Origin of the sequence: Frigoribacterium sp. NBH87 (assembly GCF_014217665.1) — a bacterium.
Classification (GTDB): Bacteria; Actinomycetota; Actinomycetes; order Actinomycetales; family Microbacteriaceae; genus Frigoribacterium; species Frigoribacterium endophyticum.
The window spans coordinates 2290885-2310699 of the sequence record NZ_CP043650.1; the positions used below are offsets into that span (position 1 = coordinate 2290885).

Annotated in this window: 19 protein-coding genes; 6 read left to right on the forward strand and 13 right to left on the reverse strand. The window is 73.6% G+C overall.

Translation table 11 applies throughout. From position 1 onward, the window contains the following. Positions 1-19 precede the first annotated feature (19 nt). Positions 20-1372 carry a GAF domain-containing protein gene (locus F1C15_RS10675; protein WP_056051810.1) on the reverse strand — a complete coding sequence of 451 codons (1353 nt, stop codon included), beginning with the start codon at positions 1370-1372 and terminating at the stop codon, positions 20-22. Between the two features lie 236 nt (positions 1373-1608). Between F1C15_RS10675 and F1C15_RS10680 the strand changes: the two genes are divergently transcribed. Together F1C15_RS10680 and F1C15_RS10685 are read left to right on the forward strand one after the other, a co-directional pair. Beyond that, on the forward strand, positions 1609-2112 hold the full coding sequence (locus F1C15_RS10680; RefSeq protein WP_185231087.1) for a Fur family transcriptional regulator: 504 nt from the start codon (positions 1609-1611) through the stop codon (positions 2110-2112). 81 nt (positions 2113-2193) lie between these two features. Then, positions 2194-3696, forward strand: coding sequence for a catalase (locus tag F1C15_RS10685; RefSeq protein WP_056051812.1), 1503 nt, complete (start codon positions 2194-2196; stop codon positions 3694-3696). Positions 3697-3953: 257 nt separating this feature from the next. On the opposite strand, the gene F1C15_RS10690 is transcribed toward F1C15_RS10685, so the two are convergent. The 4 genes from F1C15_RS10690 to purD form a co-directional block, all read right to left on the reverse strand. Beyond that, positions 3954-4562 carry a GNAT family N-acetyltransferase gene (locus F1C15_RS10690; protein ID WP_082514090.1) on the reverse strand — a complete coding sequence of 203 codons (609 nt, stop codon included), beginning with the start codon at positions 4560-4562 and terminating at the stop codon, positions 3954-3956. A 338-nt stretch (positions 4563-4900) separates the two neighbouring features. Next, on the reverse strand, positions 4901-5737 hold the full coding sequence (locus tag F1C15_RS10695; RefSeq protein ID WP_185234275.1) for a VOC family protein: 837 nt from the start codon (positions 5735-5737) through the stop codon (positions 4901-4903). A 316-nt stretch (positions 5738-6053) separates the two neighbouring features. Beyond that, the gene (locus F1C15_RS10700) at positions 6054-6956 is read right to left on the reverse strand and encodes a phosphoribosylaminoimidazolesuccinocarboxamide synthase (protein WP_185231088.1); all 903 of its coding nucleotides are present in this window, start codon (positions 6954-6956) and stop codon (positions 6054-6056) included. After that, positions 6953-8230, reverse strand: a complete 1278-nt coding sequence (gene purD / locus F1C15_RS10705; RefSeq protein ID WP_056051818.1) for a phosphoribosylamine--glycine ligase — start codon at positions 8228-8230, stop codon at positions 6953-6955. The genes F1C15_RS10700 and purD overlap by 4 nt, the downstream gene beginning before the upstream one ends. 63 nt (positions 8231-8293) lie before the next feature. Here purD and F1C15_RS10710 point away from each other — a divergent pair, with 63 nt between their 5' ends. Next, a complete protein-coding gene (locus tag F1C15_RS10710) occupies positions 8294-8674 on the forward strand; it encodes a sterol carrier family protein (protein ID WP_056051822.1) in 381 nt (126 codons plus the stop codon). A gap of 62 nt (positions 8675-8736) precedes the next feature. Beyond that, positions 8737-9102, forward strand: coding sequence for a hypothetical protein (locus F1C15_RS10715; RefSeq protein ID WP_185231089.1), 366 nt, complete (start codon positions 8737-8739; stop codon positions 9100-9102). Positions 9103-9135: 33 nt separating this feature from the next. On the opposite strand, the gene F1C15_RS10720 is transcribed toward F1C15_RS10715, so the two are convergent. The 3 genes from F1C15_RS10720 to purF form a co-directional block, all read right to left on the reverse strand. Next, complete coding sequence (locus F1C15_RS10720; protein ID WP_219731542.1) at positions 9136-10710, reverse strand: transporter; 1575 nt, start codon at positions 10708-10710, stop codon at positions 9136-9138. Next, positions 10692-11564 (reverse strand): ABC transporter ATP-binding protein, encoded by an 873-nt coding sequence (locus tag F1C15_RS10725; RefSeq protein WP_185231090.1) that lies wholly within the window; start codon positions 11562-11564, stop codon positions 10692-10694. The genes F1C15_RS10720 and F1C15_RS10725 overlap by 19 nt, the downstream gene beginning before the upstream one ends. A gap of 89 nt (positions 11565-11653) precedes the next feature. Continuing rightward, a complete protein-coding gene (gene purF, locus F1C15_RS10730) occupies positions 11654-13114 on the reverse strand; it encodes an amidophosphoribosyltransferase (protein WP_056051828.1) in 1461 nt (486 codons plus the stop codon). A 71-nt stretch (positions 13115-13185) separates the two neighbouring features. Between purF and purM the strand changes: the two genes are divergently transcribed. Further along, positions 13186-14310 carry a phosphoribosylformylglycinamidine cyclo-ligase gene (purM, locus tag F1C15_RS10735; protein ID WP_185231091.1) on the forward strand — a complete coding sequence of 375 codons (1125 nt, stop codon included), beginning with the start codon at positions 13186-13188 and terminating at the stop codon, positions 14308-14310. Between the two features lie 331 nt (positions 14311-14641). Next, positions 14642-14833 (forward strand): hypothetical protein, encoded by a 192-nt coding sequence (locus F1C15_RS10740; RefSeq protein WP_056051831.1) that lies wholly within the window; start codon positions 14642-14644, stop codon positions 14831-14833. A 181-nt stretch (positions 14834-15014) separates the two neighbouring features. Here F1C15_RS10740 and F1C15_RS10745 read toward each other — a convergent pair whose 3' ends face one another. The 5 genes from F1C15_RS10745 to F1C15_RS10765 all read right to left on the reverse strand — a co-directional run bounded on the left by F1C15_RS10745 (position 15015) and on the right by F1C15_RS10765 (position 19813). Further along, positions 15015-15362, reverse strand: a complete 348-nt coding sequence (locus tag F1C15_RS10745) for a VOC family protein (protein WP_185231093.1) — start codon at positions 15360-15362, stop codon at positions 15015-15017. Positions 15363-15407: 45 nt separating this feature from the next. Beyond that, the gene (locus F1C15_RS10750; RefSeq protein WP_056051837.1) at positions 15408-15608 is read right to left on the reverse strand and encodes a DUF3073 domain-containing protein; all 201 of its coding nucleotides are present in this window, start codon (positions 15606-15608) and stop codon (positions 15408-15410) included. A gap of 155 nt (positions 15609-15763) precedes the next feature. Further along, complete coding sequence (locus tag F1C15_RS10755) at positions 15764-17752, reverse strand: glycogen debranching N-terminal domain-containing protein (RefSeq protein WP_185231095.1); 1989 nt, start codon at positions 17750-17752, stop codon at positions 15764-15766. A 49-nt stretch (positions 17753-17801) separates the two neighbouring features. Beyond that, on the reverse strand, positions 17802-18728 hold the full coding sequence (locus F1C15_RS10760; protein ID WP_185231097.1) for a carbohydrate ABC transporter permease: 927 nt from the start codon (positions 18726-18728) through the stop codon (positions 17802-17804). Further along, on the reverse strand, positions 18725-19813 hold the full coding sequence (locus F1C15_RS10765; RefSeq protein WP_167261727.1) for a carbohydrate ABC transporter permease: 1089 nt from the start codon (positions 19811-19813) through the stop codon (positions 18725-18727). Before F1C15_RS10765 ends, F1C15_RS10760 begins: the two co-directional genes overlap by 4 nt. Between the last annotated feature and the right edge of the window lie 2 nt (positions 19814-19815).

Here is a 19815-nt window from a genome sequence, read left to right on the forward strand (position 1 = left end):
CCGGCCGCGGCCCTGCGGCTCAGGCGTGCAGTGCGGCGCGGGCCTCGGCCTCGCGGCGCTCGCGACGCGTGGCGGGCTGGGCCGGCCCCGCTCCGGGCAGGGCGCCCTGCCCGAGCGACGCGACCGGGCCGGCGACGGACTTCTCGTAGCTCTGCAGCTCGGCCTCGGCGCGGAGGGCGAACGCGCGGAGCTTCTCCGGCGACACCGACGACGACTTGCGCGGCCGGATGTCGTGGAGGCAGAAGGTGCCGATGGTCTCGCCGGTCGACGAGTGGATCGGGTGGCCCGCGTAGAAGTACCCGTGGTTGAGGTCGAGGTAGGGGTTGTCGGCGAAGCGCTCGTCCTTGCGGGCGTCCTCGACGACCACCACGTCGTCCTCCGCGACGGTGACGTCGCAGAAGGTCAGCTCGCGGGGGATGGAGACCGGGAGCAGCTCGGTGTTGTTGGCGTACCAGAGCTTGCTGCCGTCGAGCATGCTGACGACCGCGACGTCCACGCCGAACTCGGCCTCCGCCTCCTTCGCCAGCTGCTGCAGCACCTCGGAGCCGCCCCGCGACGCGTTGTCGACGAGGGTGGCGCCGCCGCTCCACTCGAACGAGCGCTCGGGCAGGCTGCGCGGCAGCCGCTCGTCGAGCTCGACGCGTCGGACGCTGTCGAGGGTCGGCGCGATGCGGTGCGCGATCGTCTGGGCCCACTGGCGGTAGCCCTCGACGCAGCCGTGGGGCGAATCGGGGCGACGCAGGCCGGCCGGCAGGCGGAAGTAGCTCGCGCCCGTCTCGTCGGCGACCAGCTCGGTGATCGCGTTCATCCGCTCGGCGTGGGTCTCGGCGACCGCGCCGAGCAGCGACTCGAACGGCTTGACCGAGCGCACCGGGGGGACGCCGATCAGCACGGTGCGGGCCGTGGGGTGCGCCCGCCGGGCGAGGGTGGCGACGAGCTGGCGCAGCTCGCGCTCCCAGGTGTCGAGGGGCGTGAGCCGGACGGCGTCGTTGAGCCCGACCAGCACGACGAAGGTGTCGTACAGCCCGAGGTCGGTGTCACGGATCCACGAGCGGGTCGACTCGATGCTCATCATCTCGTCGCCGACGTAGTCGACCGAGCACGCGCGGCCGGTGGCGGCCGACGACGCCCGCGACAGCTGGCCGACGAGGGCCTGGTCGTGCGAGCGCACGCCCCAGCCGTGGGCCGGGCCGTTGCCGACGATGAGCACGGTGTCGGCGTCGGTCGCGGTCGAGCGCGCGGACGGCTCGTCGCGGGGCGACGCGACGCGCCGCGACCGGGAGAGCCACCAGAGGTACCAGAGGCGCATGGCAGGGCGCAGCCGCTCGTACGATTGCGGGGTGGTGCTGGTGGTGTCGACCGTCCTGGTCACGTGGTGCTCCTCGGGTTGTGCGTCGGGTGCCGTCCCGCCGACCACGCTACGGACGCGCCGTCACGGTCGCATCCCCCACTACTGGGCTCCGGCGGACGTCCACGGGGCGAAGCGGTGTCCGGGAGGCGCGGTGCGGGCGCGCAGGAGGGGCCGGCGCCCGGGGCCGCGCCTGTGCAGCGGCTGCGGATGAGGGCGCGCTGTCTTGAACTGTTCAAGAGAAGTGCCATGATGGTCAGGTGCACCCCGAGACCAGCGCCACCCACGACCGGCTCCGCGGAGCCGGCCTCCGGGTGACGGCGCCGCGCCTCGCCGTGCTCGAGGCGCTCGAGGGCATGCCGCACGCGGCCGCTGACGTCGTCTTCGCGAAGGTCGCCCTGGCGCTGCCGGGCACCTCGCTCCAGGCGGTCTACGGCGTGCTCGCCGCGCTCGCGGGCGCCGGGCTCGTGCGCCGCATCGAGCCGGCCGGCTCGCCGGCGCTCTACGAGCTCCGCACCGGCGACAACCACCACCACGTCGTCTGCACGGTCTGCGGCGACGTGGCCGACGTCGACTGCGTCGTCGGGCACGCGCCGTGCCTGACCCCGTCGAACGACGCGGGGTTCACGGTGCAGACCGCCGAGGTCACCTTCTGGGGGCTGTGCGCGGCCTGTCGCGACTCCGACGACGACGTCGAGCTCGACGCGGAGGCCGGCGGAGTCGGCGACGCGACGGCCGTCGGCGACCTGACCCGCGCCTCCTGAGGGCCCGCCCCACCGTCTTCCCCGGCCGCGTGCCGGGTGCCTGAACGACCCGTGACTGAACACCGAACGAAACGAGGAGTCATGACCGACGCCACCCCCGTGACCACGACCGACAACGGAGCGCCCGCCGCGAGCGACGCCCACTCGCAGACCGTCGGGGCCGACGGCCCCATCGTGCTGCACGACCACCGCCTCGTCGAGAAGCTCGCGAACTTCAACCGCGAGAAGGTGCCGGAGCGCATCGTCCACGCCAAGGGCGGCGGCGCGTTCGGCCGCTTCGTCACCACCGGCGACGTCTCGCAGTACACCCGCGCCGCGCTCTTCCAGCCCGGCGTCGAGACCGAGATGCTGGCCCGCTTCTCGACCGTCGCCGGCGAGCAGGGCAGCCCCGACACGTGGCGCGACCCCCGCGGCTTCGCGCTGAAGTTCTACACGAGCGAGGGCAACTACGACCTCGTCGGCAACAACACCCCCGTCTTCTTCATCCGCGACGGCATGAAGTTCCCCGACTTCATCCACTCGCAGAAGCGCCTGCCCGGCAGCCACCTGCGCGACCACGACATGCAGTGGGACTTCTGGACCCTCTCGCCCGAGTCGGCCCACCAGGTCACCTGGCTGATGGGCGACCGCGGCCTGCCCGCGTCGTGGCGCCAGATGGACGGCTTCGGCTCGCACACCTACCAGTGGATCAACGCCGAGGGCGAGCGCTCCTGGGTCAAGTACCACTTCAAGTCCGACCAGGGCAACGCCATCCTCACGCAGGACGACGCCGACCGCATCGCGGGCGAGGACGCCGACTTCCACATCCGCGACCTGTCGACCGCGATCGAGCGGGGCGAGTTCCCGACCTGGACCCTCTCGGTGCAGGTCATGCCGTACGCCGACGCTGCCGGCTACCGCTTCAACCCGTTCGACCTCACCAAGGTGTGGCCGCACAGCGACTACCCGCTGATCGAGGTCGGCACGATGACCCTCGACCGCAACCCGGAGAACTACTTCGCGCAGATCGAGCAGGCCGCCTTCGCCCCCTCGAACTTCGTGCCCGGCATCGCGACGAGCCCCGACAAGATGCTGCTCGCCCGCATCTTCAGCTACGCCGACGCGCACCGCTACCGCGTGGGCGTCAACCACCAGCAGCTGCCGGTGAACGCCCCGAAGACCGAGGTGCACTCGTACTCGAAGGACGGCGCGGCGCGCTACCACTTCAGCGAGGCGACGGCGCCGGTCTACGCGCCCAACTCGGTGGGCGGCCCCGCGGCCGACCCGCAGGCGGCCGGCGACACCGGCGGCTGGGAGAGCGACGGCGAGCTCGTCCGCTCGGCCGCGACCCTGCACGCCGAGGACGACGACTTCGGCCAGGCCGGCTCGCTCGTGCGCGACGTGATGGACGACGAGCAGCGTGACCGCCTCGTCGCCAACATCGTCGGCCACGTCTCGAAGGTGACGCGCCCCGACCTGCTCGAGCGCGTGTTCCAGTACTGGAACTCGGTCGACCCCATCCTCGGCGCCCGCGTGCGCGCCGGCGTCTCGCCCGAGGCGCCCGGCTCGAACGAGGACCCGGCGACGGTGGGCGTGCCCGCGTAGTCGGGAGCTCCGCACTGCGGGAGGCGCGGTGCCCGGTCGACGGGCACCGCGCCTCCTGTGCGTCCCGGGGGCTCGGGCTCTGTGCGAGCTCGGGCCCCGACCTCGTGATCTGAGAGTGATCGGGGTTCCGGGAGCGGCGGGGCGGGGGAGTCGTGGGCGGCAGCGTCCGATGCCTCTCGCATTCCGGGTACGGCGAGGTCAGCCACCGGCGGCGGCGGGCCAGCGGCGGCGGACCGGGGGAGGCGCGGGTCGGCCGCTCAGACCATCTGGCCGTTCCAGCGGAGGTCGCCGGCGGGCCACTCGGCGAGGTCGGCGCCGACCTCGCGGACGAGCCAGCCCTCGTCCTGGCTGACGAGCACCCCTGCGCCGTCGGCGCTGAACGCCGTGAAGTGGCCGGTGACCCCGTGCAGCGGGCGCCAGCCCGCACGCCGGTAGAAGCCCTGGACACCCTCGCCCGTCTCGAGCAGGCCGAACCGGCTGCCCAACCGGGCGAGCCCTTCGTCGACCCGGCGGAGCAGCTCCCCGCCCTGGCCCGTGCCCTGCAGGATCGGGCTCACCGCCACCATGCCCACCGCCGTGACGAGCAGATCCGTCTCGCCGACCGTCACGAACTGCCGCCGCAGGCCGGCGTGCGCGACCACGACGTCGCCGACGCGGCCGAGCACCCGCAGCTCGGGCTGCATGCCGGCCCAGCTGCGGGCCCCGGCGTACCAGTGGTCGTACTCGGAGAAGGCGAGCCCCAGCATCGCGGCGATCGCCTCGTGGTCGTCGAGGCCCAGGTCGCCCTCGGCGACGAGGTCGAAGACGGGGCGGTGGTCGTGCTCGGGTGCGTCGGGCGCGACGGAGGGGGCGGGCTGGTCAGGCATGCGGTCGACGCTACGCCCCTCGGTGCCGGTGCCGGTGCCGGTGCCGGTGCCGGTGGCGGTGCCGGTGCCGGTGGCGCTGCCGACGCCTGCGGCTGAGCGGCCGCCCGCCTACGTCCGGACCCGCACCTCGATCGAGTTCAGCCAGCGCGCTGGAGCTGAGGGAGGCGCGGAGCGCCTCCGCGACGCCAGCGCCGAGGGAGCCTGCGACCGAGGGCCCGCGCGACTACGCCCGGACCCGCACCTCGATCGAGTTCAGCCAGCGCGCTGGAGCTGAGGGAGGCGCGGAGCGCCTCCGCGACGCCAGCGCCGAGGGAGCCTGCGACCGAGGGCCCGCCCGCCTACGCCCGGACCCGCACCTCGATCGAGTTCAGCCACGGATCGTCGAACCCCAGCACCCGCCCGTCGTCGCGGGTCGCCACCCCGTGGTGGCCGAGGCGCTCGCCGAGGGCGCCGAGGTCGTCGCCGGTCGGCACCTCGATCCGCACGGTGCCGAGGCCGAGCGCGAGCTGTCGACGGCCGGCGCCGGCGCTGTTCCACGTGTTCATCGCCATGTGGTGGTGGTAGCCGCCGGCGCTGACGAAGAGGGCCTGCGACCCGAAGCGCGTCGTGGTCTCGAAGCCGAGCTGCTCGACGTAGAACCGGTGGGCGGACGCCACGTCGCCCACGCTGAGGTGCACGTGGCCCACGGAGGCGGGGCGGGAGGAGGCGGCGACCAGCGCCTCCTCGCGGACGTTCTGCTGCAGGAAGGCGTTCGGGTCGAGCGCGAGCGTGGCCATGTCGACCTGGCCGTGGGTCCACGACCAGGCGGTGCGGTCGCGGTCCCAGTACAGCTCGATGCCGTTGCCCTCGGGGTCGGTGAAGTAGAAGGCCTTGCTGACCAGGTGGTCGGCGCTGCCGGTGAAGCTGCCCGGGTGCCGGCTCGCGACGCCGTAGACCGCCGACGCCAGGTCGACCTCGGTCTCGAAGAGGATCGCGGTGTGGAAGAGGCCGGCCTCGCGGGCGGCCGCGTGCCGCAGCTCGGGCGCGTGCTCGAGCACGACGATCGGCGTCGTGCCGCGGCCGAGGACGCTCCGGCCGGCGGTCGCGTCGTGCGAGAGCACGGCGAGCGTCACGGCGTCGCGGTAGAACGCGGTCATGCCGTCGAGGTCGGCGACGCGCAGGGTCACCGCGCCCATGGTCGTGTCGGGCGCGAGCAGGTCGAGCGACCTCGCGGCGGGGGCAGCCGGGGAGTCGCGGGTCGGCTCGGGCGCCGAGGTCTCGTCGGTCATGGGTCGCTCCCTGTCTCGGGGTGCGTCACCAGGTCGATGACGCGTCACCGACCTGCAACCGCGCGGTGGGCGCGGGGATTCCCGTCGCCGCCTCCCGATGCCGCGCGACGTGGCCCGGGCGATCGAAGTGACGCTACCTGGCCGCTGGGCGGCGGTGAGGGCCCCGGGAGGGGCGCCTCGACGATGCCGGGCAACTGGCGCCGGGCAACTGACGCCCGGGCGGCTAGCGGCCGGTCAGCCGCTCGATCAGCTCGCGGTAGCGCGCCGCCGTCCGCTCGACGATCTCGGCGGGCAGCTCGGGCGGGGTGCCCTCGCCGTCCCAGTTCGCCGACAGCCAGTCGCGCACGATCTGCTTGTCGAAGCTCGCGGTGCGGTCGCCCGACGAGTACGCCTCGGCGTCCCAGTAGCGGCTGCTGTCGCTCGTGAGCACCTCGTCGCCGAGGGTCAGCGCGCCCGTCGACCGGTCGGCCCCGAACTCGAACTTCGTGTCGGCGAGCACGACGCCGCGCGCCTCGGCGACGACCGCCGCGCGCCGGTAGATCTCGAGCGACGTGTCGCGCAGGGCGGCCGCGACCTCGGGCCCGACGAGCTCGACGGTGCGCTCGTACGAGATGTTCTCGTCGTGCTCGCCCAGCGGCGCCTTGTACGCCGGCGTGTAGATCGGCTCGGGGAGCCGGTCGCCGCTCTGCAGCCCCGCCGGCAGCGCGATGCCGCAGACGGTGCCGTGCTCGCGGTACTCGGCCCAGCCGCTGCCGACGAGGTAGCCCCGCACGACGCACTCGACCGGGTACATGTCGAGCGGCGCCACGAGCATCGCGCGGTCGCGCACCTGCTCGGGCAGCGTGACGGGCGCGGTGGTCGGGGCGACGAGGTGGTTCGGCACGCCGTCGAGCTGCGCGAACCACCAGAGGCTCAGCTGCGTGAGCAGGGCGCCCTTGCCGGGGATGCCGGGCTCGAGCACGTGGTCGTAGGCGCTGACGCGGTCGGAGGCGACGACCAGCAGGTGGCTGGTGTCGTCGAGCGTCGCGACGTCGCCGACCGAGTCGACCACCGGTGCGGGCACGTAGAGGTCGCGCACCTTGCCCGAGTAGGCGTGGCTCCAGCCGGGCAGGTCGAGCGCGCTCATCGGGCGCCGCCCGCGACCCGCGCGGCGATGTCGGTGCGGTGCTGCGAGCCCTCGAGCCGGATGCGCGAGACGGCCTCGTAGACCCGGCCCCGCGCCTCCTCGAAGTCCTTCCCCTCGGCGACGACGCTGAGCACGCGCCCGCCGGTGGCGATCAGCCGGTCGTCGAGCCGCGCGGTGGCGGCGTGCGTCACGTGCACCCCCGCGACGGCCAGGGCGTCGTCTAGCCCCGTGATCTCGCGCCCGCTGACGACGGCCTCGGGGTAGCCCTCGCTCGCCAGCACCACGGTGACGGCGGGCGTCGGCACGAAGCGCGGAGCCTCGTGGTTGCCGAGCGACCCGGTCGCCGCCGCGAGCAGCAGGCCGCTCAGCGGGGTGACGAGACGGGGCAGCACGACCTGCGTCTCGGGGTCGCCGAAGCGCGCGTTGAACTCGATCACCCGCACGCCCTGCTCGGTGAGGATGAGCCCGGCGTAGAGAAGGCCGATGAACGGCGTGCCCTCGTGCTCGAGCTGACGCACGGTCGGCGTCGCGACGGTGTCGAGCACCTCGTCGACGAAGTCCTTCTCGCTGCCGAAGCGGTCGGCGAGCCAGGGCAGCGGCGAGTACGCGCCCATGCCGCCCGTGTTCGGGCCCTCGTCGCCGTCGCGCAGGCGCTTCGAGTCCTGAGCGGGGCTGAGCGGCACGACGGTGTGGCCGTCGCTGAGGAAGAAGAGCGAGACCTCCGGGCCCTCGAGGTGCTCCTCGACGAGCACGGAGCCGTGCTGCAGCCAGTAGGTGACGTGTTCGACCGCGGCGTCGCGGTCGGAGGTGACGAGCACGCCCTTGCCCGCGGCGAGCCCGTCGGCCTTGACGACGTAGGGGGCGCCGAACTCGTCGAGCACCGTGACCGCCTCGTCGAGGGTGCCGACCCGGGTGGCCCGGCCGGTGGGGACGCCCGCGGCGTCCATGACGCGCTTGGCGAAGGTCTTGCTGCCCTCGAGGGCCGCGGCCGCCTTGCCGGGGCCGAAGACCGGGATGCCCCGCGACCGGAGCGGGTCGGCCACGCCCGCGACGAGCGGCGCCTCGGGGCCGACGACCACGAGCTCGACGTCGTTCTCGAGCGCGTACTCGGTGACGACCGCACCGTTCGACGGGTCGAGGTGCACCACCTCGACCTGCTCAGCGATGCCGGCGTTGCCGGGGGCGACGACGATCTCGTGCCCCGCGTCTTCGCGGAGCAGGGCGGTGATGATGGCGTGCTCGCGAGCACCGGAGCCGAGGACGAGGATTCGCACGCGCCGATCCTACCCAGTGGGCCGTCCGGGCCCCTCGGCGCCCGCCCGTATAGGTTGAGCCGCATGGCCAAGGCGAGGATCGACGACGGCACCGGCGCGGCCGCCGTGCGCGAGGCCCAGACGGCGCTCGCCGAGGGCGCGCAGCCCTCCCGCGTGGTCACCGCGACCGCGGTCCGCTGGCTGCTGCAGGTGCTCGCCGACGGCGAGCCCGGCGCCACGGTGGAGGTGCGGGTGCCGCCCTGGGGAGCCGTGCAGTTCCGTGAGGGGCTCAGCCACACCCGCGGCACCCCGCCCAACGTCGTCGAGACCGACCCCGCCACCTTCATCCGCCTCGCCACCGGTGCGCTCACCTGGCAGGAGGCCGTCGACCAGGCCCTCGTCTCGGCGTCGGGCAGCCGCGCCGACCTCACCGGCTACGTGCCGGTCCGCCTGCCGCGGAGCTGACGACCGCTCGGCACCGAGACACCGGGCGTCCGCGCGACCCCGGCTCTGGGAGAATGGCCGACGTGACCACCGCACCCGACTCCCCGCAGCAGCCCGACGCCGACGCCCCGGTGGTCGACGACCGCTCGCACGACGAGGTCAGCGTGCGGCGGGCGCCGAAGATCTCGGTCTTCCTCATCGTCGGCGCGATGGCGGGCGTCGTCGTCTCGTTGATCGTCACGTCGCTCTTCCCGTTCGACGAGGGCGAGGGCATCGCCTCGACCTACGGCTACTTCGCGCTGTGGGGCCTGACCTTCGGCGGTGCGATCGGCGCCACGGTCGCGATCGTCGCCGACCGCAGCTCGATCCGCCGCGCCAAGCGGGTGCGGGCCGAGCGCGAGAGCGTCGACGCTCCCGACGAGCCCGCCGTCGAGGGCGAGCTCGAGTAGAGCCCCCGGGTCTCGAGCAGAGCCCCCTGCGGGTCAGGAGCCGGAGGCGCGCCGCAGCCGGGCGAGCAGCTCCGGCCCGCGCTCGTCGAGCGAGCGTCCGCCGCGCACGACGCCGACCACCACGAGCACCCCGCCGAGCAGCAGGCCCACGACCAGCGCCGCGACCCCGAGCAGCAGGCTGCCCTGGGCCAGGGCGACGAGCCCCAGCGCGATCTCGGGCAGCGCGAACGCGAACGACAGCGCCCACGCCGCGTACATGCCGAGCGCCGACGTCAGGCTGGCGCCCTGCGGCGACTTGAACGGGCTCTCGCCCGCCGCGGGCACCGGCATCAGGAAGCGGGTCGACGCCACGCTCGAGACCCCGAAGCCGGTGAGCATGACGCCCAGGCCGATGCCGAGCAGCGCGGGTGCCTTCGTCAGCTCGCCGAGCACGGCGAGGGGCACGAGGGTCGCGACGACCACCACGGGCACCGCGAAGAGCGAGAGCGTGATGACGCGCCCCGCCCGGTCGGCACGGCCGGAGACCCCGGTGGAGAGGTGCGCGGCGAACGCGGTGCCGTCGTACGACACGTCGGCGCACAGGGTCACGGCGAGCAGGGCGGCGATGCCCGGGCCGAGCGCGTAGAGCAGCCAGTCGCTGCCCGTCGTCGCGGCGAGGAACACCGCGAGCACCGGCAGCAGCGGCACGATCACGAGCGAGCCGCCGTAGCGCGGGTCGCGCAGCCAGTAGACGGCCGTGCGGGCCGCGACGGCGCCGGTCGGCGTCGCCGGGAACCAGCGGAACGGCCCGAGGCCCTTCGAGCGACCCGAGGCTGCCGCGCCCGGCGACGAGACCAGCGCGGCCCGCAGCCCGACGCGCCAGAGCAGCAGCAGCACGGCCAGGGCGGCGAGGGCGATCAGGGCCTTGACCCCCGCCTCCCCGGGGCGGCCCAGGGCGAGGTCGCCCGGCACCGACCAGACGGCCCCGAGGGGCGTGAACGAGAGGACCCCGGCGATCTTCGGCAGGTCGTCGCGCAGGCTCGAGAGGCCCGTGCCCGCCAGCACGATCAGGGGCCCGGCGAGGATGAGCGGCACGAAGACGAGCACGCCCATCACCTCGCGGTAGCGCCGGTGGGCGCCGAGCGAGCTGGTCAGCGACTCGAGCGCTCGCGACGCGGCGATGCAGGTGAGCACCCCGACGACGCCGCAGACGACGGCGGTGAGCAGCGACAGCGGGTGCTGCCACCAGCTCAGCCCGGTCGCGACACCGGCGACGAGGGTGACGAGCCCCGGCACGCCGAGCACCCCGCACACCAGCAGGGCCACGAGGAGGCGGTCGGCCGGCAGCGGGAACGCCCGCAGCTTCGAGATCGCGAGCGTCTGGTCGACGCCGCGCAGCAGCAGCGGCACGACGACCCAGCCGAGCACGGCGACCGAGCCGCCGAGCACCCCGACCGTCCACGCCCAGGTCTCGGGCGCGAACGACAGCGCGAACAGCCCGCCGACGAGGAGGGCGAGGATGCCGAGGCCGTAGAGGAGCCCGATGATCGCGGCGATCAGCTGCCAGGTGCTGCGACGGAACCCGTTCAGCATCACCCGCCAGCGGAGGCTCAGGAGGTGCGCAACCACGAGGGCCCCTGTGCGTGCTGCCGGCCGCCGACGAGCTCGACGAAGCGGTCTTCGAGGCTGGAGCCGGCGCGCACCTCGTCGGTCGTGCCCGCCGCGAGCACGCGGCCCGACGACACGACGGCGACGTGGTCGCACATGCGCTGCACGAGGTCCATCGAGTGGCTCGAGACGATGACGGTGCCGCCGCCCTCCACGTAGCCGTGCAGGATGTCGCGGATGTTCGCCGCCGAGACCGGGTCGACCGACTCGAACGGCTCGTCGAGCACGAGGAGGCGCGGGGCGTGGACGAGCGCGCAGGCCAGCGCCACCTTCTTGGTCATGCCCGCGGAGTAGTCGACGACGAGCGTGCCGCCCGCCTCGCGGAGGTCGAGCAGGTCGAGCAGGTCGCCGACGCGGAGGGCGGTCGTCGCGCGGTCCATCCCGTTGAGGAGGCCGTGGTACGTCACGAGCTGCTCGCCGGTCAGCCGGTCGAAGAGGGCCACGCCGTCGCTCAGGACGCCGACGAGCGACTTGGCGCGGACCGGGTCGCTCCACACGTCGGTGCCGAGCACCTCGATCGTGCCGGCGTCGGGGCGCAGCAGGCCGGTCGCCATCGACAGGGTGGTCGTCTTGCCTGCGCCGTTCGGGCCGACGAGCCCGTAGAAGGAACCGAGCGGCACCGTGAGGTCGAGGCCGTCGACGGCCACCTTGGGGCCGAACGCCTTGCGGAGGCCGGCGATGCGGAGGGCCGGCGCGGCGGTCGTGGCAGGGGCCGCGGCCGGGGCGGCGCCGGGGGCCGGGGCCTTCTCGGGCACCGCGGGCGGGCGCACGGTCGCGGTGTCGTCGGGGGGCACGGGGGAGCCGAGGTCGCTCATGGGCACGAGCCTATTGACGACGGCTCGGGTCGGCCACCGTCTCGTGGGGGAGGCGCGGCCGCCCAGGCCGACCCGCGCCTCCCTCACGGTCAGCTGAGCTGGTTCGCCTCGACCCAGGCCAGGTACTCGGGGGTGACCGAGCCGGTGACGTAGTCGCCGGTGAAGCAGCTCATCTCGAGGTCGACGACGTCGCTGCCCTCGGTGATGGCGCTCCGCATGTCTTCGACCTCCTGGTAGATGAGGTGGTCGGCGCCGAGCTCGCGCGCGATCTCGGGGATCTTGCGGTCGTGGGCGATGAGCTCGTGCCGGGTCGGCATGTTGATGCCGTAGACGTGCGGGTAGCGCACCGGAGGCGCGGCGGAGGTGAAGGTGACCTCGTTCGCCCCGGCGGCGCGGGCCATCTCGACGATCTCGCGCGAGGTCGTGCCGCGCACGATGGAGTCGTCGACGATGAGGATGTTCTTGCCCTTGAACTCGCTCGACATCGCGTTGAGCTTCTGGCGCACCGAGCGCTTGCGCTCCGCCTGCCCCGGCATGATGAAGGTGCGGCCCACGTAGCGGTTCTTGTAGAAGCCCTCGCGGTACTCGATGCCGAGCTTGCGGGCGACCTGCATGGCGGCGGGCCGCGACGAGTCGGGGATGGGCATGACCACGTCGATGTCGCCGGTCGGGGCGTAGGTCGCGATCGTGTCGGCGAGGCGGTCGCCGAGGCGGAGGCGGGCGTCGTAGACCGAGATGCCGTTCATCACGGAGTCGGGCCGGGCCAGGTACACGTACTCGAACGAGCAGGGCACCAGGCGGGGCGCCGCGTGGCACTGCTTCGAGACCATCTCGCCGTCGAGCGAGACGAACACGGCCTCGCCGGGGGCGACGTCGCGGACGATCTCGTAGCCGCCCGACTCGAGCACGAGCGACTCGCTCGCGACGATCCACTCGTCGCGCTGCCCGTCGGCGGCCTTGCGGCGGCCGAGCACCAGCGGACGGATGCCGAACGGGTCGCGGAACGCGAGCAGGCCGTGGCCGGCGATCATCGCGATCGCGGCGTACGAGCCCTGCACGCGGTCGTGCACCCGGGTGACCGCCGCGAAGATCTGCTCGGGGTCGAGGTCGGTGCCGTTGACCTGCTCCTGCAGCTCGTGGGCGAGCACGTTCACGAGCAGCTCGGTGTCGCTGTTCGTGTTGAGGTGCCGGCGGTCGACGTGGAAGAGCTCGCTCGTCAGCTCACGCGTGTTCGTGAGGTTGCCGTTGTGCACGAGGACGATGCCGTAGGGGGCGTTCACGTAGAACGGCTGCGCCTCCTGCTCGTTCGTCGCCGCGCCCTTCGTGGCGTAGCGGACGTGGCCGAGGCCCATCGTGCCGAGCAGGGCCCGCATGTCACGCGTGCGGAAGCCCTCGCGGACCTGCCCCTTGGTCTTGTGCACGTGGAAGATGCCGCGCTCGGCGGTCGCGATGCCGGTGCTGTCCTGCCCGCGGTGCTGCAGCAGGAGGAGGGAGTCGTAGACGAGTTGATTTGCTGGCTCGTGCGCGACGAGACCGACGATGCCGCACATGCGGATCTGGCTCCAGACCGTAGAGTTGGGGTTACTGCGTCAGTCTGCCACGACACCGAACGGATGAACGAATGGTGACCTCCCCTGCCCCCTCGAGCAGCGCCTCCTACGCGGCGGCGGGGGTCGACACCGCCGCGGGCGACCGTGCCGTCGAGCTGATGAAGGCGGCCGTCAGCGCCACCCACGGGCCCGGCGTCGTCGGCGGGGTCGGTGGCTTCGCGGGGATGTTCGACGTGTCGTTCCTCAAGGACTACGACCGGCCGCTGCTCGCGACCTCGACCGACGGCGTCGGCACGAAGGTCGCCATCGCGCAGGCCCTCGACAAGCACGACACCATCGGGCAGGACTTGGTGGGCATGGTCGTCGACGACATCGTCGTCGTCGGCGCCCGCCCCCTCGTGATGACCGACTACATCGCCTGCGGCCGCGTCGTGCCCGCCCGCATCGCGTCGATCGTCGAGGGCATCGCCCGCGCCTGCTCGGAGACCGGCACCGCCCTGGTCGGCGGCGAGACCGCCGAGCACCCCGGCCTGCTCGGCCCCGACGACTACGACGTCGCCGGCGCCGCGGTGGGCGTCGTCGAGGCCGGCTCGCAGCTCGGCGAGCACCTCGTCGTCGACGGCGACGTCGTGCTGGCCCTCGCGTCGTCGGGGCTGCACTCGAACGGCTTCTCGCTCGTGCGCCACATCCTCGCCTCGCGCGACCTCGGCTACACCGACAGCGTCGACGAGCTCTCGGGCACCCTCGGCGAGGCCCTGCTCGAGCCCACCCGCCTCTACACCGCGCCCCTGCTGCGCGTGCTCGACGACCCGGCGCTCGCCGGGGCCGTGCACTCGCTCAGCCACGTCACCGGCGGCGGCATCGCCGCGAACCTCGCCCGTGTGCTGCCCCGCGGGTCGTGGACGGAGGTCGACCGCACCACCTGGTCGCCCGCCCCCGTCTTCCGCGTGCTCAGCGAGCTCGCCGGATCGACGCTCGAGTCGAGCGAGGGCACCTGGAACCTCGGCATCGGCATGATCGCCGTCGTCGCGGCCGACCGCGCCGCCGCCGTCACCGCGGCCCTCGCGGCCGACGGCGTCGAGACGTGGCAGGTCGGCACCGTCGCCACGTCGACCCGCGACCTCAGCGGCTTCGAGCAGGGCGCCAAGGGCGTGGACGGCGGGGCCGTGCGGCTCGTGGGGGCGTACGCCGGCTGAGGTGATGCGGGCGGGGTCGCTGCTCGCTCACCCGCGACTCCCCCTTTTTCTGCAAATGCCGACCGGCGAGCCCGCAATGCGGAGGAATCCGGGTACCAGAGGGGCTCTGGGGGCGGAATGGTCGGCATGTGCCCCGAGGAGGCGCGGGGCGGGTCGGCGGGGCCGGTCGGGGGAGACGGGGCGGCCGGGGCGGCGAGACGGTGGCCGATCGCCGCGGGCGGCCGAGGATGCGGGTGCGGCGGCGGGCGTCGCGCCGTAGGATCAGCGCACGCCCTCCGGGGCGCGACCCGACGACGACGTCGGGACGGACGACGAAGGAGTCGACCAGATCATGACCACGCACCCGCACGCCCTGCCCGCCCGCTCGACCCGCGCCTCCCGGGTGCCGGCCGCCTCCGCTGCTCGTCGCCCCGGCTACACGCCGGTCCGGAGCAGCCGCCGCGTCGCCGTCGTCACCGCGACGGGCCTCGTCGCCGTCGTCGCCGTGGGACTGCTGCCGGTGCTCGCGCAGTTCGTCGGCTAGGCGCGGCTGATCGGTCGGACGCCTGTCGTCGGCCCGTCGCCACGGGGCGATCGGCCGCCGCGGGTCCGTCGGGCATCGCGGCTCGGCTGATCGCCGCGGCCTGCTGGTCGCCGCTCGACGCCCCTCGCCGCTCGGCCGCTCCTCAGCGGTGCTGGTCAGCGGTGCCGCTCTGCCGCGCTCATCAGAGGACGCAGAACTCGTTGCCCTCGGGGTCGGCGAGCACGACCCACGACGCGTCGACCTGTCCGACGTCGACGCGCATCGCCCCGAGCCCGATGAGACGGTCGACCTCGGCGGCCTGATCGTCGCGGCTGTCGGGTCGGAAGTCGAGGTGCAGCCGGTCTTTCACGGTCTTGGGCTCGTCGACGTGGACGAACAGGAGGCCGGGCAGCACGTCGGGCGCGGGGCGGATCTCGGGTTCGTCGTCGCCCGTCGAGACGACCACCCAGCCGAGGGCCTCAGCCCACCAGGCGGCGAGGGCGGCGGGGTCGCTCGAGTCGACCACCACTTGTTCCCAGGTGAGAGCCATGCCGGTCAGCCCCGTCGTCTCAGGTCGCGCTCGTGAGCCGTCGGCTCAGGCGCTCTTGTCGTGCTCGTGGCCAGCGTCGTACTCGTCGTCGACGAAGTCGTCGGCCCACTTGTCGACGTACTCGTCGCCCGAGTCGCTCTTCGTGGCGAGTTCTTTCTCGAGCGCACCGTAGTTGGTGTCAGGGCTGAAGTACTTCAGCTCTCTGGCGACCTTGGTGTGCTTGGCTTTCTGACGGCCGCGCCCCATGCGTGACCCCCTCTGCTCTCGGCCCGGAAACGGTGTCGGACGAACCGGGTACAGCCGACAGATGACAGTTGCAAAACTGGACACGATCTTATCACGGGGCCCCGCCGCCCCCGTCCCCCCGAGCGGGTGCTGTGCCGGGGGCGCGGGGGCGGTCGTCAGCGGGGCGGCGCGACGTCGTGGGTGGCCGCCCAGACCGCGACGGCGGCGGCCGCGGACCACGCCTGCGGGCGGCACGACGCCGGGTACGGCACCGGCGACGGCACCTCGCCGCGGTCGTCGCCGGAGTGCAGCTCGGGCATGCGGTGGTCGAACGACGGCGCCGCCGCGAGCAGGCCCTCGGCGAGGGAGCGCGCCTCGTCGACGAAGCCCGCGCGCGCGAGGCCCGAGACCGCGACGGCGGTGTCGTGCGTCCACACGCTGCCCCCGTGGTAGCTCAGGGGCCAGAACCCCGCGGCGTCGCTCGACAGGGTGCGGAGCCCGAAGCCGGCCGCCAGCTCGGGCGACACGAGCCGGGCGGCGACCAGCGCCTCCTCGTGCTCGTCGAGCAGGCCCGTGCCCAGCAGGTGGCCGAGGTTGCTCGTGACGGTGTCGACCGGCCGCTTCGCCGCGTCGAGCGCGATCGCCGGGTAGGCCCCGGCCGCGTCGGAGACCCAGAAGGAGTCGCGGAACCTGTCGCGCAGGCGCGCCGCCCACGCCCGCCACGCGGCGCCCCCCTCGCGGCCGAAGTGGTCGAGCAGGTCGGCGCCGTGCGTCGCCGCCTCGTAGGCGTACGCCTGGACCTCGCAGAGCGCGATCGGCCCCTCGGCCAGGCGGCCGTCGCGCCACTGGACGCTGTCGCCGCTGTCCTTCCAGCCCTGGTTGGCGAGGCCGTGCCCCGTCTCGTCGACGTACTCGAGCAGCCCGTCGCCGTCGCTGTCGCCGCTGTCGCGCATCCAGGCGAGGGCCGCCTCCGCCGCGGGCAGCAGCGCCTCGACCTCGGCGTCGGGCAGGCCCCAGCGCCACGCGTCGTGCAGCAGGCAGACCCAGAGCGGAGTCGCGTCGACCGTGCCGTAGTAGAGCGGGGGGAGGCTCACCCCCTCGCCGGGGATGGTGAGGGTCTGCTGCCGCAGCTCGTGCATCACCTTGCCCGGCTGCTCGGCGGTGTCGGGCACGGAGGCGGTGCCCTGCAGGCGCGCGAGGGCCCGGAGCGTGCCCGCCGCCACGGTGCGGTCGAGGGGCAGCGTGAAGCGGGCCGCCCAGATCGAGTCGCGCCCGAACAGGGTGAAGAACCACGGCGCCCCGGCCGCGTAGAAGACGTCGCCCGGCTCGTCGGCCGTCGTGAGGCGCAGCGCCGCGAGGTCGTCGTGCGCCCGGTCGAGCCAGCGAGCCAGCCGGTCGTCGCGCGGCGCCGGGTCGGGCGCGGCCCAGGCGAGCGGGCCCGCGACGCCGGCGACGACGGGGGAGGGGCGCGACGCGGTGAGGGCGAGGGCGACCGAGGCCGAGGCCCGGGGCGGCACCACCAGCCGCCACGTGGCCACGAGACGGGTGCCGTCGTGCTGCACCGCGCCTCCGGCACCGCCGTCGACGCCGGCCGCGTCGAGGGAGACGGCGACGCCGTCGGAGGTCCAGGAGGCGCGGGCGCCGTCGCCCGCGACCGTCACGTCGTCGGGGCGCCCGCCCGGCAGCCCGGCCTTGACCAGCTCGAGGGGGGCCGCGTCGGGCCGCAGCGCGAGCGCGACGGTCAGCGTCAGCTCGCGGTCGAGCCGCGACGTCACGGTCAGTCGGTCACGCATGCCGCCCACGTCGACCGAGCGCAGCACCGACAGGCGGACTCCGGGGTCGGCCCCACGGTCGTCGACGCCGCGCAGCAGCGACTCGACCCGCAGCGTCGACGCGTCGACGGCGACCGTCGCGACGGTCTCGGGCACGCGCCCGTCGACGGTCAGCGTCAGCTCGTCGACGAGGCGCACGTCGCCGAGGTAGAAGCCGTGCACCGCGGCCCGACCCATCGTGCCGTCGTCGGACGACCAGGCCTGCGCCGGGGCGCGGAGCACGACGGTCTCGGCGGCGAGGAAGGGCTGGAGGCCGGGGTGCTCGGTGCTGGCCTCGTCGTCGACGCCGTCGCGCTGGTCGGCGGGGCGGGGGTGGGCGGCGGTCTCGGTCATGTCGGTGCTCCGGGGGTCGGGGCGGGCGTGGGGAGGGGGCCGGTGGGGCTCACTCCTTCACCGCGCCATCGCTGGCGTTCATGATGCGGCGCTGGAAGACGAAGAACACGAGCGCGACGGGCACGGTCATGATCGCCGCGGCGGCCAGCTTGATCGGGTACTGCGACCCCTGGCTGAGCTGCCCGGAGGCGAGGCTCGCGACGCCCTTGGTGAGGGTGGTCAGCTGGGGGGACTGGGTCGAGACGATGAAGTGCGAGAGCTCGTTCCACGAGCCCTGGAACGACAGGATGACGATCGTCACGAGGGCCGGCCGCGCCATCGGCAGCACGATCGACCAGAACACCCGGAAGGTGCCGGCACCGTCGATGCGCGCCTGCTCCTCGACGCTGCGGGGGATCGACTCGAAGAAGTTCTTCATGATGAAGACGCCCGCCGCGTCGGTCAGCAGCGGCACGATCATGCCCGAGTACGAGTCGTACATGCCGAGCTGGTTGATGACGAGGAACTTCGGGATGAGCAGCACCACGGTCGGCACGGCCATCACGCCGACGAGCAGCACGAAGATGAGGCCGCGCCCCCGGAACTGCAGCCGGGCCAGGGCGTAGCCCGCGAGCGAGTTGAAGAACACGCGCCCGGCCGTCACGAACACCGTGACGACGGCCGAGTTGGCGAACCAGGTCGGGAAGTCGCTGTTGAGGAACAGCTGCCGGTACGCCGCCGTGGTCGCCGTGGCCGGGATGAGCGAGAGCGGGTCGGACGCGGCCTCGGGGTCGGTCTTGAACGACGTCGCGACGTTGATGAGGAACGGTGCGATGTAGATCACCGCGATCACGATCAGCACCGCGTAGAGCACCGAGGTGCCGGCCACCCGGGCGGAGCTGCGCCGGGGCCGGCCCGCGGGGCGGGGAGCGGCGGGAGGCGCGGCGAGGGGGGAGGGCGTGGGGGTCGCGCCCTCGCGGGGCAGCGTCGCGGTCATCGCCCGGCTCCTGTCGTGTAGAGCGCCGTGCGGCGCGTCGAGACGGCGCGCTCGCGGAGCACGATGCGCTGCAGGATCGTGAGCGCCACGATGATGACGAAGAGCACGAAGGCGATGGCGGCGCCGCGGCCCCACTCCTGGTCGCTGAAGGCCGAGGTGTACGAGAGGTACGCCGGCGTGAGGGTCGTCTTCTGCGGCCCGCCCTGCGTGCCCGTGTAGATCTGGTCGAAGACCTGCCAGGTGCCGATGAGGCCGAGGGTCAGCACGGTGAAGAGCGTGGGTCGGAGCTGCGGGAGGGTGATGCTCCAGAAGCGCTGCCAGCCGTTCGCGCCGTCCATCATCGCGGCCTCCTGCACGTCGCCGCCGAGGTTCTGCAGCGCCGCGAGGAAGAGCAGCATGAACGTGCCGCTGGTCGTGAAGACGGCCATGAGGATGAAGGCCGACATGGCGACGGAGGGGCCCGCGAGCCAGTCCCAGAGGGTCACGCCGAGCGCGGTGTGCTCGGCGAGGAAGGCCGGCGGGCGGGTCACGCCGACGAGCGCGAGCAGGTTGTGGAGCACCCCGCTCGCGTCGTTGAACCAGGCCGGGCCCGTGATGCCGAGGAACGAGAGCGCCTTGTTGACCGCCCCGCTCTGCGAGAAGAGGAAGAGCCAGAGCACGGTGATCGCGACCGAGCTGGTCACCGACGGGAAGTAGAAGGCGGTGCGGAAGAAGCCGCGCCCGCGCAGCACCTGGCGGTTCACCAGCACCGCCAGCAGCAGCGAGACCGCCGTCTGGATCGGCACCACGAGCAGCACGTACCAGGCGTTGTTGCGGAGGCTGATGCCGAAGTCGCGCTCGGCGAGGCCGCCGCCCGAGAGGAGCTCGCGGTAGTTGTCGAGCCCGACGAAGCCGACGCCGGCGGCGAAGGGCGACCCCCGGCCCGTCCAGTCGGAGACGCTGACCCAGAGGGCCATGAGCACCGGGACGGCGAGGAACAGGCCCAGGATCACCAGGATCGGGGCGACGAACAACCAGCCAGAGAGGCTCTCCCCCCGCGTCGCGGCGCTGCGGCGACGCGGGGGCTTCGTGACGACGGCGGTCATGG